Here is a 15,471-nt window from a genome sequence, read left to right as displayed (position 1 = left end):
TTTTCTTTTGTTGATCGAGAAGGCGTTTTAGCGCTTATCCTTTAACTGAATGGTATGTTTGGCTAGCTAGCACTTCACACCGGGAGAGAACGTAATCATTAACGCTCACTATTATGCTCTTTTCCCGAGCAATTAACAGGAGGTAAATCATCATGACAATTTATCAGATGAATGATGGCCGGTTTGTGCTCAAAGGGGAAGGATGGTCTGACCGCACCATGCACGTTATAAAAAACGCGCACAGATCCGCTTCTCTGGTGGTGACCCGTGGGCGCGTATCGAACGGGCGTACTTTCGATGAAGAGCTAGCAGCAGAGTATGCCATGCTGGCGACGAAGATCGCGCATTTTGAACAGACAGAGCCCGTCAGCACGACGTTACCCCATCTGCCGGGCTGCCCTGTAAGGGAAACCTCTGCACTCTATCCTCACCAGGATGGCGTCTGTCATCAGCGGCAGGTGGCCGTGCTGCTGTCCGGAAATCGGATCGTCATAGTGACCTGCGTCATGCAGCGGGCATTTAGTCTGGAGGATGAAATCTTCTGGCAGTGCGTGAAGGCGACGCTAGATCTGGAATAACGTAGAGGAACGCTTGAGTAAGGCCGCCGTCTGCTTAGCGACGGCGGCTGCTGGACAGGTTACGAGTCGATATCTTTGCGAAACAAGATAAATTTTGACGTCGCGATATTGACCACCATGCCAGCGATACTCCCTGCTGCAACACCAATAATTGGGTTTTCCAGCGCTATTTTGTATGCGGTGATAAGCCAACTGTAGACGCCATAATTCACTACGCCCCCGCCCAGCATAAGAAATAGATATGAAAAAAATTCGTTTTTCGGCTTCATCCCTGAGCGCTTTTGTTTGAACGTAATAGCGCGATTGAAAAGCCAGGTCACGAAAACTGCCGCGAAAAATGAGAAACCACGTGCGATGAATGGCCCGCAATAGTCGCGTAACAGGTAAAGCACCGCGGTATCAACTAAGAAACCGATGACGCCACTAATCCCGAAGAAAAAAAATTCTCTCAGAATTCTCATTTTTTCTCTGCATCCACGCGGGGTAAGGGGATCCCGAGATAGACCAGTCGTTTCATCTCATGCCGACCCCGGGTCACATTGTCCAGGATTAATCCGCAGACGAATGATAACGCCGCAGACATCATAATCGATGCTGCCAGTACGGCCGTTGGTAACCGTGGCACAAGTCCAATACGCAGATATTCCATCAGCAACGGGACCCCAAGCAGTATCGATATCAATGCCAGAACCAAGCCACAAATCCCAAAAAAGGCAAAAGGGCGTTCGCTAACATAGAGCTTGCCGATCGTTTTTAATATTCTCCAGCCGTCCCGGTAGGTAGACAGCTTGCTGACAGATCCTTCCGGACGCGCTCCGTAGGCGGTCATTATCTCGCCATACGGCATGCGAAGTTCCAGAGCGTGCACGGTTAGCTCAGTTTCAATTTCAAAACCATTGGAAAGGGCAGGGAATGATTTTGCATATCTCCGCGTGAAAGCCCGGTAGCCAGAGAGCATGTCGGTGAAATTACCGCCGAACATCTTAACAACGCTTTTCGTCAGGACATAGTTGCCCCACTGATGGCCGTGTCTGTAAGCCTCACCTGCAATTTCTTCTTTAGTTTCTCTGCAGCCGACCACCATATCAAGATGGTGATCCAGTAGCTTATCGACAAGGCTACGAACTGCTCCTGCATCATACGTAGCATCTCCATCGACCATGACATAAATGTCAGCATCGACATCGGCAAACATGCGGCGTACAACATTTCCTTTACCTGCCAGCTGCACAGAAACGACTTTGGCTCCGGCATTTGTCGCAACCTGAGCTGTTCGATCCGTCGAGTTGTTATCAAAAACGTAGACATCAATCTCTGGCATGGCATTACGAAATCCATGAACGACTGTTTCGATTGCTGCTTCTTCGTTGTAACAGGGAACGATTAACGCCACATGCTGACCACGGTAATACATGCTAACCTCATTAGATTATTTCGTTGTTTTTTTGTACAGTAAGATAAACGGCACGCTTGCCGACGTTGCCAGAATTGACCAGTATGCATATCTAAAATCTGAGGCAACCCCGACAACAAGGTACGCAAGAAGATATAAGAAGCTTGACATGTTCAATGCAAGAAAAATATCTCTGGAAAAACTTTTACGGGCATACAGGCCATACAGCGTAAATAGCAAGGAGGCGATAAGCCAGAATCCAGGTTTGAAGAAGGGCGTATGTTTAAGTAAGTTCGTCGTTGTCTGAAGCACTCTGAACAGACCTGTTTTTTCATACTTAAAGCCCAGCGTATTATTTGCCGTCTGGTCTTCCAATACGGAATTTGGATGCCATAACAGCCTCATGTAATTTCCGAATCGGTGCTGCAGGTAGGCACCCGGTTCCTCATAAATGGCGCTAAGCCACTTTTTCATTAACGAGCCGTCAGTCCAGGATCCGGAAGTGTGTAATTTCTGGAGAACAAAACCGCAAGGCCCCCAGGCGTAACCGTCCCATGCGCTAGCATGGTAGCAGGTTGAAAGGAACTCGCTTTTTTCATCGCTCTTCCAGTCTTCTTTGAAATAGTCTTTCTCAGTAAAGTGGGAAATCCCGCCAATATCGAAAACGATCAGTGACTGGTAGACATGAGATTTCGCAGAATTTAAAAAACCGTAGTTAAATGCCGTAGTTGAGAGAACCGTAAATGCTGGGAAAATGAAAAAAATGACGGCCCACTTTTTCGCTACGGCTATTTTGCTTTTATTGAAAAGCAACCACACCAGTGGTAACAGACCAAATACGGCGTTGAAGCGGGTCATGCTGCCAATCAGGAGTAAAAATCCAGCCAGAAGCAGAAGCTTTTTCTGTTTTCCTTCCTTTCGGGCATCGGCCACGGCAATAAGCCCTACGGCACAGAGCCAGGTGACTCCATGAAGTACATCTTTCCAGATATGGCCAAGTGTACCGACGGTAAACGGCATAAAGCCAACGATAAGAACAGCTATTGAGAGCTTTCTATGGGCCTGCGGGATGGAGAGGGACAGGAGTAACAAAGCTCCCCAATACAAAAAACATTCAAGTAACAGCATCCCAAATGGTCCGGGTATCCAGTCATTAGTGATGGCCCAGATAAAACCCATGATCGGCGGGTGCCAATCATTGAAAATAAAACTTGTTGCTTGCTGGTATTGATCCAACGCGTCGCTGCTGACTAATCCAGGAAAGAATGCCCGTAAGGTGATTATCAGTCCTAGCGCGGCCAAAACAACTTGTGGAATCGCTGCTTTTATACAACTTTTTGAAATTGGCATGGGGTTATCTAATCTTGAGGAATGTCGGGAGCTTAAGGCTGCATATCATCCCATAGGCGAGCCATTCAGGCAAGCATTTTGCAGCCTGGTAAAGTTGGTAGTATCGCTCTCCCGGGGGTAATTTCCGCAACAAGTTACCTATAGCCTCAGTGCCAGGAAAAGATTCATAAAGAAATAGATGATATTAACTGAAAAAGATTAAAGAAAGCGAATATTTCATAATCTTGTAATGCTAATGGCGTTATAAGTGAGGAGGTTGGAAAGATGCTTTGCTGTAATATTGGCGTATTAATAAATTCTGTAAAACGCTCTTCGCTGTGATGTGTGTGAACTGATAAATATTATCGTAATATAATTTTCATTATGGATAAGCAGAACCAGAATGATTTACTGGAGCCAGGGCACGGTGACTCGCAGGGATGTGACAAGTACCAAAACGCAGTGTGATGAAGAGTCCGTTTTCCAGAACGAAAAAACCCCCGCCGAAGGCGAGGGTTAAGAAAGAGTGGTGCCCGGACTCGGACAAAAACGCCGGGAGCGTTTTTGCACAGCGCTTGCGCTGGCCCGCAGGGCGAGTCGCAGGGATGCGACGAGTAATCGAACGGAGTTCGATGAAGAGTCCGTTTTCCAGAACGAAAAAACCCCCGCCGAAGGCGAGGGTTAAGAAAGAGTGGTGCCCGGACTCGGAATCGAACCAAGGACACGGGGATTTTCAATCCCTTTAAAAGAGGCCAAACGATCCATCAGCACTAACAGTTTTTTACTGGTTTACCTTGAGAAAAAATGTTTAAGTTTGGTGCTACAAGCCTTAGATGAGGTTCAAACACAGCGTTTCGAAGCTACCATACTCCTACCATCAAATTGCCATGGTTTAAAATGGCCCACCTTCGTATCCAAGTTCTATCAGCTATATTGCGTTAGGTGAGAGAACTTCATCATGAGCAAGTTAAAGCAATTAGCTCTTCAGAGATATCTAGGCTGATTCTGCTAGTTATGAGCTGCAACAGCTGACGTCCTCAGGTTAAGGTTAACTAAGATAAGTTTGTTTTATTCGAAAGCTCTTGATATTTCATGACATAGGCTAGATCGTGAACATATTGAAAGTTTGAGATAGTCACGGTAAACCTCACTTAAAGCAATTACAGTAACTAAGGTTACTACTGCGTAGAGTAATTTTGATATAGTTGGAGAAAATGGAGAAGACTTCTGCTGTTCCAAGCTCTTGGTCTCATTGAAGTACAAAAGGATAAGGTGTGAACAAAATAAAAGCTGACTTAGATTTTCTTGTTAATCATAAATTTAAATCATTGATTGGTATGACTTTGTACGTACTTAAGGCAAGACCTAATGTTCCGTTTACCGTCAGGCAGTTGGCAATCAAGGTATGCGAAAGCTTTCCTGAATACGCAGAAAAGAAACTTGCTTCATCAGAACATCTTTTGAGTGATGAAGACCTGATCTCCCAGGTAGCGGCAGAGATAGGTGCCCAAAGACCTTCTCTGATTAAGAGAAATGCTCATATTAATGTGACTGCAGGAAAACCTAGAAAGTATCTTTGGTCAGATGATGAGGCAAAGGGCATACAATTAAATAAAGATATCTTTGTCACGGATGATGCTGACGTTTCTGACCCCCATGGCGAATTTTATTCTGAGCATGAATTATATCCTCTTTTAAGCGAGTATACTTCGAGTTCATTGAACGTGCATGTTCGTCGTGTAGATGAAAAGAAATCCAAAAAAGGAGCCTTCAAGAGTAATAAGTGGATACATCCAGATGTTATTGGGATCCAGGATGTTGGTCATAATTGGTCGTCCTTGGCTAAGGATGCGGTTTCAATTCTTGGTGGTAAACGTGCTTTTCTTTGGTCTTTTGAAGTAAAAAAATCTTTAGTTATTTCGAATGTGAGAGAGGCATACTTTCAGACCGTTTCTAACTCGTCATGGTCTCACTATGGTTATCTTGTAGCTGCAAGCATTGAGAATAACTGTATTGATGAGTTAACTGTTCTGAATGCGGCACACGGTATTGGCGTTATCCTCCTCGATGTACATAATCCGTCTGAAAGTCAGGTCCTTCTTCAAGCAAAAGAAAAAATAACTTTAGATTGGCAAACTATTAATCGCCTTATTGAATTGAATTCAGACTTTAAAGAATATATTGATTTGATAAACCAATTCTCGTTAAACAAAAAATTAAAAATAAACGAATGGGGTATTGAATATGAATAGATTTTTTCTATTAATCAATTGTAAATGTTAACTAATAAAGGTCTTAGGAGATTGTTATGGCTTATGATTTGACTAATACACTGGTCATTGGCATTAGCTCAACAGCACTTTTTGATATGCAGGAATCAGATAATCTTTTTAAGGAATTCTGTTCCAACAATCCAGAAAAAGCAATTGAGCAATACAGAGACTACATGCTTTTGCATGAGAATGATGAGTTGCTTCCTGGAACTGGATTTCCCTTGGTAGAGGCTTTGCTGGGGCTAAATAAGTATAAAAAAGAAGTTGACAAATCTCCTCTTGTTGAAGTGGTGGTTATGTCAAGAAATAGTCCTGATACAGGACTTATGATATTGAACAATATAAGAAAAAAAGGAGTAGATATAACAAGGTCAGTATTCACAGGTGGCGAAACGGTGGTTGATTATCTTGAGGCTTTCAATGTGGATCTTTTTCTTACAACCAGTATTGATGATGCACAGCGTGTTATCGACTCAAACGCCTGTGCAGTAGCTATTTTAAAGGAACCGCCAAAAGAATCTATAAAATATCCGCAAGATCAGGTAAGAATTGCCTTTGATGGTGATGCTGTCTTATTCGATGAGTCCAGTGAGATTGTTTATAAAACGAAAGGAATAAACAGTTTCCATGCACAAGAAAATGCTAAGCAAAATGAACCATTGGCGGAAGGTCCTTATGCAATGCTGCTAAAAAAAATAGCGAGATTACAAGACCGATTACCTGCAAGAGTAGATTATTCACCGATAAGAATTGCTCTTGTTACAGCAAGAAATAGCCCATCCGAGCTACGAGTTATAAAAACATTAAGAGCTTGGGGGATAAATGTTGATGAGGCATTCTTTCTAGGTGGGGTTGAGAAAACAAAAATACTTAAAGCTTTCAATCCTCATATATTTTTTGATGATCAAGATGTCCACCTTGAGCCAGCATCAGTATATGTCCCTTCAGGTCGAGTACCTTATGCTTCTCGCTCGCCATTATATCAGCAAATATTGTCAGTCAAACCAGCTTAATTTATGTCAATGTCATTGCCCCGATGAGTCGGGGCAGAACTATCATCATGGTCACGAATTTTTTTCAGATGGCAGTTATACTGCCGAAGATAGTCTTGCAATAAAATCTATCGTTTAAATAAACTAGGTGCTTCGGAATTTTTTGATATAAAAATAAAAAGACAATATCATAAATGTTAAACCTCAAAATAGCCGAGCAGCAAACGCCAAAACAACAATACTGACATTACCATTAACTGTCGCGATGGTTCTTAGTCGGTCGTCTTTCAAGGTCTTGCCATCAAATGTTGCGATGGTGCGGAGTCGGTCGTCTCTCAGGGTTTTACCGTCAAACGTTGCGATAGTTCGGAGTCGGTCGTCTTTCAGGGTTTTACCGTCAAACGTTGCGATAGTTCTGAGTCGGTCGTCTTTCAGGGTTTTACCGTCAAACGTCGCGATGGTCCTGACTCGGTCGTCTTTCAGGGTTTTACCGTCAAACGTCGCGATGGTCCTGAGTCGATCGTCTTTTATAGTTACGCTCATAAGTATTCTCCTGTGATACATCCATTCAGCACTTTACCATCCAAAATCAAGCACTGGTTTCTGTAAGTTCTGGACGCTAATTATGTGAATGTGTGTTTGAAATTCATCCAGTTAGCATTAACCAGCGCTTAATCGATCATAACAGGTCTGATGCATGTTAAAAGATACAATCTTACCTATAAATTGCGGTAGCGCATTGTTCTTTTATCTGGCATCTAGAGGTGTCCTCCAACCCCTTTAAATTTTTCGATAAAGGCACCAATTTTCTGGAATACGGTCTGCTTTTTCGTTTTGTACTGAGGATTCAGCGGGCTGAGCTTTGGTAGCGTCTCATTTAACTCCGTCCCATTTTCGGTAGCATACTCCCGTTTGAGTGATGTGCGGATGTAGCGCCTTGCGGCCTCTTCATTGAGGTTTTCTTCCTTAATCAACGCTTCCGCTTCCCGCTGCTGTTCACGCTGAGCATAGGTAAAGAATGCATCAATGATACTGGCTTTGTCGGGCATGTCATCAAGGTTAGTTTGCTGAATAAAATCAACAATTAGGCCTTCTTTGGCGCGGTTGCCCAGACTTGATCGGATTAAGCGTCTGACCTCTTCAGTCAGGGCTTCTTTACCTTTTTTCTGACGATTGTGGTCGAAAATCAGACCAAGGATGTAGTCCAGGTTAATTTCCTGCGACTTAAGCAGGTCAATTTCAAACACCACGTCATCCCAGTCTGTGGTTGATTTATCCCTGTCGTTTGCTGCTTTATCGCGTCGCTGCCAGTCCCGGATATCATTGTATGCTGAGCGATAGTCCTGAACTTTACGTTCTGCCGGGAGGCGAGTGGTTTGTAATTCAGCAAATTTTTCATCATCCACATAGTGCTCTGCTTTAAAGGTTTCCACAGCCTCCGGGTCATTGATATCAACCTTCTGCAGGGCTTTCAGCGTGGCAAATTCATCGTAGTTTTGCAGGATGTTTTCTGCCCGCAGATATTCACCAAATAGTTTGACGAAGGCTTTTTTCTCTTTTTCACTGTCGATACTGGCCGGGTCAGGGAAGCGCTGCTCCAGCTCAGAAACAATAGCCATAAAACCTCGTTTAGCTTCGCCGGTTGCCGCATCGGTAAAGCCCTGCATGTACTCTTCGTAACTTTTTTCCAGCACCACATTTTTGGTATTTTTGTCGCCAAAAAGTGTGATGGCATCAATGGTCGGACGCTCCAAGTCCCTGAAAGTCACGATATTGCCGAAGGTTTTGGTTGCATCATAGATACGGTTGGTTCGGGAAAATGCCTGCATCAGTCCGTGATAACGCAGGTTTTTGTCAACGAACAGAGTGTTTAGCGTCGGAGCATCAAAGCCAGTTAAGAACATTCCCACTACGATGAGAAGGTCAACATCCTGATTTTTTACTCGTTGAGCTAAATCGCGGTAGTAGTTCTGGAAACCGTTACTGTCGGTGCTGAAATTGGTTTTAAAGTGGCTGTTATAGTCATCAATAGCTGAGTCCAGGAATTCCTTCGCACTGCTGTTCATTGCGCTGGTATCAAAGCTTTCGTCGGTAATATCACCAATAGCGCTTTGTTCTTCGTTAGCGGCAAAGGAGAAGATAGTTGCAACCCGAAGAAGTTTATAGCTGCGTGATTTTTTCTCTGCTTCTTCCTGTAGCATTTTAAACGTCGTGTAATAAGTTTTTGCCGCGTCAACGCTGCTAACTGCTAACATGGCGTTAAAGCCTTTAGCTCCCGGGAAGGTTCGGTGCGTTTTCTGACGGAAGTTATTGAGGATGTATTGAGTTATTTCCTGGATACGCAGGGGGTGTAAAAAGGCCTGCTGGTCTTCTGCCGCGCTGAGTTTTTTCTCGTCAGTTTCAGTTTCAAGGGACTTAAAGTGTGGGCGGACATCGTTATAGTCCACCTTAAACTTCAGCACTTTTTCATCACGAATTGCATCAGTAATTACGTAAGAATGTAATTCATGCCCGAATACGCTGACAGTGGTTTCAGCTCCTAGCGCGTTTTCCGGGAAAATAGGCGTGCCGGTAAAACCAAACTGATAAAAGCGTCTGAATTTCTTTTTGAGGTTTTTCTGGGCTTCACCAAACTGGCTGCGGTGACACTCATCAAAGATAAACACCACCTGCTGCTGATAGACGGGCAGGTCAGCTTCGGCTTTCATCAGGTTATTGAGTTTCTGAATGGTTGTGACGATGATTTTGTTATCGTCCTTATCTAGGTTTCTTCTGAGGCCAGCTGTATTATCCGAACCGTTGACGCTGTCCGGAGAGAAGCGCTGATACTCCTTCATGGTCTGGTAGTCGAGGTCTTTCCTGTCGACCACAAAGAAGACTTTATCTATAAAGTCCATCTCCGTTGCAAGCCGTGCGGCCTTAAAGCTGGTCAGGGTTTTACCTGAACCGGTGGTGTGCCAGATAAATCCGCCGCTTTCGGGTTTTGCCCAGTTCTTAGCTTTAAAAGAGCTGTTGATTTTCCAGAGAATACGCTCAGTGGCGGCAATCTGATAGGGACGCATGACTAACAGTGTCTGGCTGCTGTCAAACACGCTGTAATTAAACAGAACATTCAGCAGGGTATGCTTCTGGAAGAAGGTTGCGGTAAAGTCCTTCAGGTCCTTAATCAGGGTGTTATCCGACTTCGCCCAGTTCATGGTGAAATCAAAACTGTTTTTATCCCGCTTAGTGGTACTGGCAAAGTACCGGGTATCGGTTCCGTTGGATATTACAAACAGTTGCAGGTATTTAAAAAGGGAGTTGTCACTGTTAAAGCTTTCCTTGCTGTAACGGTGTATCTGGTTAAAGGCTTCTCGAATAGCCACGCCGCGCTTTTTGAGTTCGATTTGCACCAGCGGCAGGCCGTTGACCAGAATGGTTACGTCATAACGGTTAGCGTGTGAACCGGTCTGCTCGAACTGCTTAATGACTTGCACCTTATTGCGTAGCAGGTTCTTTTTATCTATAAGATAGATGTTTTCCAGACGACCATCATCAAACGTGAAATCACAGATATAGTCGATATGAATTTTACGGGTTTTGTCCAGACTGCTGTCACTGGGGCTGTCGAGATACTGCTCTGCGAAACGCTGCCATTCACTTTCGTTAAACACCACACCATTAAGACGCTGAAGCTGGTCCCGCACATTCGCCAGCATCGCAATCGGTGACTTAACGGAGATAAACTCATAGCCCTGATTAAGAAGGTCTTGAATCAGTTCCCGCTCAAGGTCCGATTCGCTTTGGTAGCTGTCGCCAGCATCCTGAACTTTGGTGTATTTATCAAGGACGATAAAGTTATTGGATTCAACAATGGTGTGTGTCTGTTGTGTCATAGTGCATCCTGTGCGTCATCTGGCAAAGCCCGGAAGGATATCAGAAGCATCTTCCGGCATTTGTAAAGCCTGATACCGGGCGGGTGAAAACATACCCTACCGGTATCAATGGCCTGTCAATTGCTGGCGGTTTTTGGTTTCGGGAAGCTGAACAGCAAGTCACGATAGTATTCGTACTGTTTCTGCCGCAGCTCGATTTCACGGGGTATGCCCTCGCTGATGGAGCTTGTCAGTGTGTCGAATTTATCGAGCAACGTAGCAATCCACTTTTGCTTTTGTATATCAGGTAAAGGTACAGGTAACGTTTTTATAATATCTGCATTCAAATTGCTGACAGAGCCACTATTGATTTTACTTCCCCAATAGTTTTTAACTCTTTGCGATGAAAGATAATGGTACAGATAATCAGAGTCCAGCCTTTCACTAAAATCGCTGATTGATGCCCATCCATCATGGATGGCTCCTGTTATACTTAGGATATATGGCCTGCCATAACTCATTGAGTTTGATATAACAAAATCGCCAGGGCTTAGAATTCGGGATTTTTTCGCCCCATCCGGATTTACTTTTTGTGCTGTGCCATTGATATATTTTGAGCCCGGAGATGTATCACCGATTTTTATCCATGGGATGCCATCATCCGCCTCAGTCATATATTGTGCTATTGGTCTGGGGGATGCTCCTCGCTGTATCTTCGCTATCTCACCCAGTGTCTTCCACTCAACCTCACCTTCTTTAAAACTCAACAACTGGTCACGATAGTAGCTATACTGTTTTTTACGCATTGTAAGCTCAGTTGTAAGCTCAGCTATAAGCTCAGTTGTAAACTCACTAAAATTATCCAGAATCCGGATGATCTCAGACTGGATGGCAAGAGACTTTTCAGGATTTTCCGGGCAGGGAACTGGAATAGAGCATTCTTTTACCTTCGCATCAGAAATCGCTGGGTATGCTGATCCGCTTTGATTTTCTTCCACATGACTTTTGAAGTAGCTTGTCGAAATCCAATGCAAAATCCATTTTGGCAGAACCTCATCTTGTTTCGCTCTTAAGACACAGAATCCAGTGCTTGCTACTTCATCTGAGAACTTACCGTCTATTAGGCAAAACCGTTGTTGAGTTGGTCGAGTTGTTGCGAAAATAACATCATTTTCCTCAATGAGTTTTTGAGCTCTACTCGGAGCATTGTTCACTGTAACTTCAATTGTCTCAGTGATTTTTTTTGTTTCAATATCAACAGAGGTTAAATCCACATATCGATAAGAGCGAGTAGCCTCACGCCATTTTATATTACTCGTTCGTAGAGTAACTTCTCCAATCGTCTTCCATTGAACATCAACTCCATTAAGTAACTTTTCCAGATAGCTCAGCTCACTCATCCCAGCACCTCGTCACCCTCAATCTCTGCCACAATTGAGTCGATGTCCTTACGTAACTGATCGATTTTGCCGACGGTGATTTTCAGTTCAGTATTCACTTCTAAGATATCAACTACTTCGCGAATATCCATGGCTTCGACATAACTGCTGACTGACAGGTTATAGTTGTTGGCGGCAACTGTTTCATAAGGAATAGTTTTCGCGAGGTGGTCAATATCCGCTTTGCTGGCAAAGACCTGTATAATCTTTTCGATATGACCATCAGTCAGGATGTTGTTATTGGTTTCTTTCTTAAACAATCCGCTGGCGTCAATAAACTGAACGCGGGTATCTGTTTTGTGCTTGGACAGCACCAAGATATTAACGGCAATGGTAGTGCCGAAGAACAGATTCGGTGCCAGAGAAACCACCGTTTCCACATAGTTGTTGTCGACCAGGTACTGGCGGATTTTCTGCTCCGCACCGCCACGGTAGAAAATTCCGGGGAAGCAAACTATTGCTGCACGCCCCTTGGCAGACAGGTAATTCAGCGCATGAAGTACAAAAGCAAAGTCAGCTTTTGATTTCGGGGCCAGTACGCCAGCAGGAGCAAAACGCTCATCGTTAATGAGAGTCGGGTCGTCACTACCAATCCACTTAACCGAGTACGGCGGGTTAGAGACAATCGCATCAAACGGTTTTTCATCGCCAAAGTGAGGCTCAGTCAGGGTATTCCCTAGTCTGATATCAAATTTGTCGTAGTTGATGTTATGTAGGAACATGTTCATACGCGCCAGGTTAAAGGTTGTATGATTTATCTCCTGACCATAAAAACCTTCTTCAATGATATGCTTATCAAAGTGCTTCTTCGACTGAAGCAGCAGTGAGCCAGAGCCTGCGGCAGGGTCATAGATTTTGTTGACGTGAGTCTGACCGTGCATCGCAAGCTGAGCAATCAGCTTAGAGACATGCTGAGGTGTGAAGAACTCCCCGCCAGACTTGCCGGCATTCGCCGCATAGTTAGAAATCAGGAACTCATAGGCATCACCAAACAGGTCAATCTGGTGCTCGTTAAAATTCCCCAGCTTCAACCCCTCAACGCCTTTTAGGACGGCGGCAAGACGGCTGTTTTTTTCTTTAACTGTGTTCCCAAGTCGATTGCTGGTTGTATCGAAATCGGCAAAGAGGCCTTTGATGTCGGCCTCGGACGGATAGCCGTAGGCAGAGCTTTCAATAGCGACGAAGATACTGTTTAAATCAGCATTCAGCCTGTCGTTGGTGTTCGCTTTAGCGGCAACGTTGCAGAACAGCTGGCTCGGGTAGATGAAATAGCCTTTAGTCCTGATGGCATCGTCTTTGATGTCATCGGTAATGATGCTGTCATCAAGTGCTGCATAATGTATGCTCTCATCCCCTGCTTCCATGTAGCTGGAAAAATTCTCACTGATGAAGCGATAGAAAAGTGCACCGAGTACATACTGTTTGAAATCCCATCCATCTACTGAGCCCCTGACATCATTGGCAATGGCCCAGATTTGACGGTGTAGCTCTGCACGCTGCTGAAGGCTTGTCATCTTGTATCCTGTTGTATGATTCTTAAGTACTGTTATTGGCCCGATTTTACCGCAATTTCATATTGATGACAGGCTTTGTATGTCATGCGCTGCACTGAGAGTTCGTTTGCCCGGTTGTGTAGCCAATGCTCTTTCAGTCAGGCCAGTAGAAACGTTGTGCTGACGATAAATACTGAAGCCCCAATACTATCGGGGCTGAAAGTTCAGTCGGTGAGAATTTCTTCATCCGTATCCATTGTGGATGGTGATGAATCTATTTTTGTTGTAAGAAATACCCGATTCAGTAGTCTTTGCTTCAGGGCGTTTCTTCGCTCATTGTAGAATTCCGGGAAGCGACTGAACTTAATATTGTCATCTGAAACTAACAGCATTGATGACGTATAGTTGTTTGATGAATGAGATAGCCATTTTTTCAGGGAAGTATCCTGTTTACTTATATTCTGAGAGTGATTCAGTAAATGAAGATTCGGTATGGTGTCCCAGTGTTCCGGATTTTCATAAAAGCTGAGGTTCTCCGGTGAATTCGCAATATAATCTAATTTTTCAAGATATTTCTTTGAAAAATGATTTCTTGGGTGAAGGTGATCAATATGAAACACCTCGGTCGGATTCATTTCAGGGAACAGAAGATGCAATAGTGCGCGGCAACGACCTTCACCATATCTGATATTGAGAAGGCTTTCGATGTATTCGTCGTCAAATCTGAGGTCCTTATTCGAGCCTTTGTATCTGTCAATAATCTTCTCAAGAGGAAAATGAACATCTGAAAGACTATTCTTCATCACGTCTCTGATGCTCGTGAGTAGCGCATCTGCCTGGCTTCCAAAGATCCCTTTCAGAAGTACCATGTAAAACCACTGGCTAATTACTGAGCGCTCATTGTAGTTTTTATTCAGGAGATTAATCGTTTTATATAATGGATGTCCACTGGTTTGCTTTTTGTAAAGCCAGTAGACCACAGGAATGACTGCATTTTTAGATATCAAAGACTGTGGATTGATGCCGAATCGCCTGATAAGAACAAAGGTCTCCTTGATACAGGATTTTATTTCAGACCATTGTTGTTGTATCTTACCGACCTCCTCTGAAGTGAAGTTTTTTACTTTGAACCGGACGTCAGAGTCAATAAGCATCAGGCTGGTTTTTAAGAACCAGTCTCTTTCAATATAAAACCCCATTTCATTATTCTGATAAATGTTTTTTATCAGTTCATCCAGTTCTCTTCTGAAATCACCCTGCCAGTGTGCTACCGCTATTGACATCAGTAAGTCGGAGAACTCAAGTTTTGTCCCCCCGCTATTCGTGCGGATGAAAACATCCAGCACATGATCAATGTCCTGACTGCTCTCATTGAAGTAGTGGATAAGATTCTCAGTTCTTATCTTAGTATAAAGTTTAAGCAGGGTTTTTCTGGAAAATTCACTGGAAATGAGTCCTCTTTTTTCGAGTTCTGGTACGACAACTTTAAATAAAATATCATCCGGAGAATTATTTTGCTCGTATTTGAATATTTCGTGCAGGCAGAACCAGTGATGTTTGTTATCGGTAAGTGAATCAGTGTATTGCTTGTCGGTGAGGAACCTGAAGTTGTACTTCATCATGAGCTCATCGTCTGAGTTAAGTGGCGCTGTTAAATCGACGTAAAGCTTTCTGGGCGGCAGGATGCGATCATCCTGTGCCGAAGGCCACCACACCCGGGGCTGTTTATACGCATACGTTCCACACAATCCAATATATAAAGATGTGAGACGCTGCTGACCGTCAATCACCGCCTTAAAATCATGAAATCCCGCATTTGTTGGTACGCAGGGGTTTTCTTCATTAAATCGCTGACAGTATTCTTTCAGAAATTCATAAAATTTGTAATCGTTTTTAATATTGGCACTACGGATATTCCACATCATGAAAGAGTTTATCGGGTAGTCTCGCATGATGGAATCAAACAGCAGACATATCTGCCTGCTGCTCCAGACGAACTTCCTCTGAATTGCAGGCAGAAGATAGTGGCGTAAATTAATCGAATCTATCGCTTGTTTTATCGTTATTGCTTTTTCATACTGGCCAGCCATCATAAACCTCATAGTTATATTAGCTGGCCT

At 43.8% G+C, this 15,471-nt stretch carries 11 protein-coding genes; 3 read left to right on the top strand and 8 right to left on the bottom strand.

Going from position 1 to position 15,471, the window contains the following annotated elements; genetic code table 11:
• Window positions 1-152 precede the first annotated feature (152 nt).
• Complete coding sequence (locus RTN40_RS12210; protein WP_312228698.1) at window positions 153-578, top strand: DcrB-related protein; 426 nt, start codon at window positions 153-155, stop codon at window positions 576-578.
• A gap of 59 nt (window positions 579-637) precedes the next feature.
• Here the strand turns inward: RTN40_RS12210 and RTN40_RS12205 are convergent, their stop codons facing one another.
• From RTN40_RS12205 to RTN40_RS12195, 3 genes are read right to left on the bottom strand one after another with little or no spacing between them, the layout of a single operon-like run.
• Window positions 638-1,039, bottom strand: a complete 402-nt coding sequence (locus tag RTN40_RS12205; RefSeq protein ID WP_312228697.1) for a GtrA family protein — start codon at window positions 1,037-1,039, stop codon at window positions 638-640.
• Entirely contained in the window at window positions 1,036-1,992 is a 957-nt protein-coding gene (locus RTN40_RS12200) for a glycosyltransferase (RefSeq protein ID WP_312228696.1), read from the bottom strand. Before RTN40_RS12200 ends, RTN40_RS12205 begins: the two co-directional genes overlap by 4 nt.
• Window positions 1,993-2,007: 15 nt before the next feature.
• Window positions 2,008-3,321 carry a hypothetical protein gene (locus RTN40_RS12195; RefSeq protein ID WP_312228695.1) on the bottom strand — a complete coding sequence of 438 codons (1,314 nt, stop codon included), beginning with the start codon at window positions 3,319-3,321 and terminating at the stop codon, window positions 2,008-2,010.
• Between the two features lie 1,253 nt (window positions 3,322-4,574).
• Between RTN40_RS12195 and RTN40_RS12190 the strand changes: the two genes are divergently transcribed.
• Entirely contained in the window at window positions 4,575-5,552 is a 978-nt protein-coding gene (locus RTN40_RS12190; protein WP_312228694.1) for an HrgA protein, read from the top strand.
• A gap of 56 nt (window positions 5,553-5,608) precedes the next feature.
• Window positions 5,609-6,586, top strand: coding sequence for a 5'-nucleotidase (locus RTN40_RS12185; RefSeq protein WP_312228693.1), 978 nt, complete (start codon window positions 5,609-5,611; stop codon window positions 6,584-6,586).
• A gap of 183 nt (window positions 6,587-6,769) precedes the next feature.
• Here the strand turns inward: RTN40_RS12185 and RTN40_RS12180 are convergent, their stop codons facing one another.
• The 5 genes from RTN40_RS12180 to RTN40_RS12160 all read right to left on the bottom strand — a co-directional run bounded on the left by RTN40_RS12180 (window position 6,770) and on the right by RTN40_RS12160 (window position 15,444).
• Complete coding sequence (locus RTN40_RS12180) at window positions 6,770-7,108, bottom strand: 5-fold beta-flower protein (protein ID WP_312228692.1); 339 nt, start codon at window positions 7,106-7,108, stop codon at window positions 6,770-6,772.
• Window positions 7,109-7,323: 215 nt separating this feature from the next.
• A complete protein-coding gene (locus RTN40_RS12175) occupies window positions 7,324-10,440 on the bottom strand; it encodes an HsdR family type I site-specific deoxyribonuclease (protein WP_312228691.1) in 3,117 nt (1,038 codons plus the stop codon).
• 116 nt (window positions 10,441-10,556) lie between these two features.
• Window positions 10,557-11,819, bottom strand: a complete 1,263-nt coding sequence (locus tag RTN40_RS12170; protein ID WP_312228690.1) for a restriction endonuclease subunit S — start codon at window positions 11,817-11,819, stop codon at window positions 10,557-10,559.
• The gene (locus RTN40_RS12165) at window positions 11,816-13,372 is read right to left on the bottom strand and encodes a type I restriction-modification system subunit M (RefSeq protein ID WP_312228689.1); all 1,557 of its coding nucleotides are present in this window, start codon (window positions 13,370-13,372) and stop codon (window positions 11,816-11,818) included. Before RTN40_RS12165 ends, RTN40_RS12170 begins: the two co-directional genes overlap by 4 nt.
• A 203-nt stretch (window positions 13,373-13,575) precedes the next feature.
• The gene (locus RTN40_RS12160) at window positions 13,576-15,444 is read right to left on the bottom strand and encodes a DUF262 domain-containing protein (protein WP_312228688.1); all 1,869 of its coding nucleotides are present in this window, start codon (window positions 15,442-15,444) and stop codon (window positions 13,576-13,578) included.
• Window positions 15,445-15,471 lie beyond the last annotated feature (27 nt).

Source organism: Pseudescherichia sp. (genome assembly GCF_031987975.1).
GTDB lineage: Bacteria > Pseudomonadota > Gammaproteobacteria > Enterobacterales > Enterobacteriaceae > Pseudescherichia.
The sequence above is the reverse complement of the archived record's forward strand: the minus strand, read 5'-3'. Positions and strand labels throughout refer to the sequence as shown.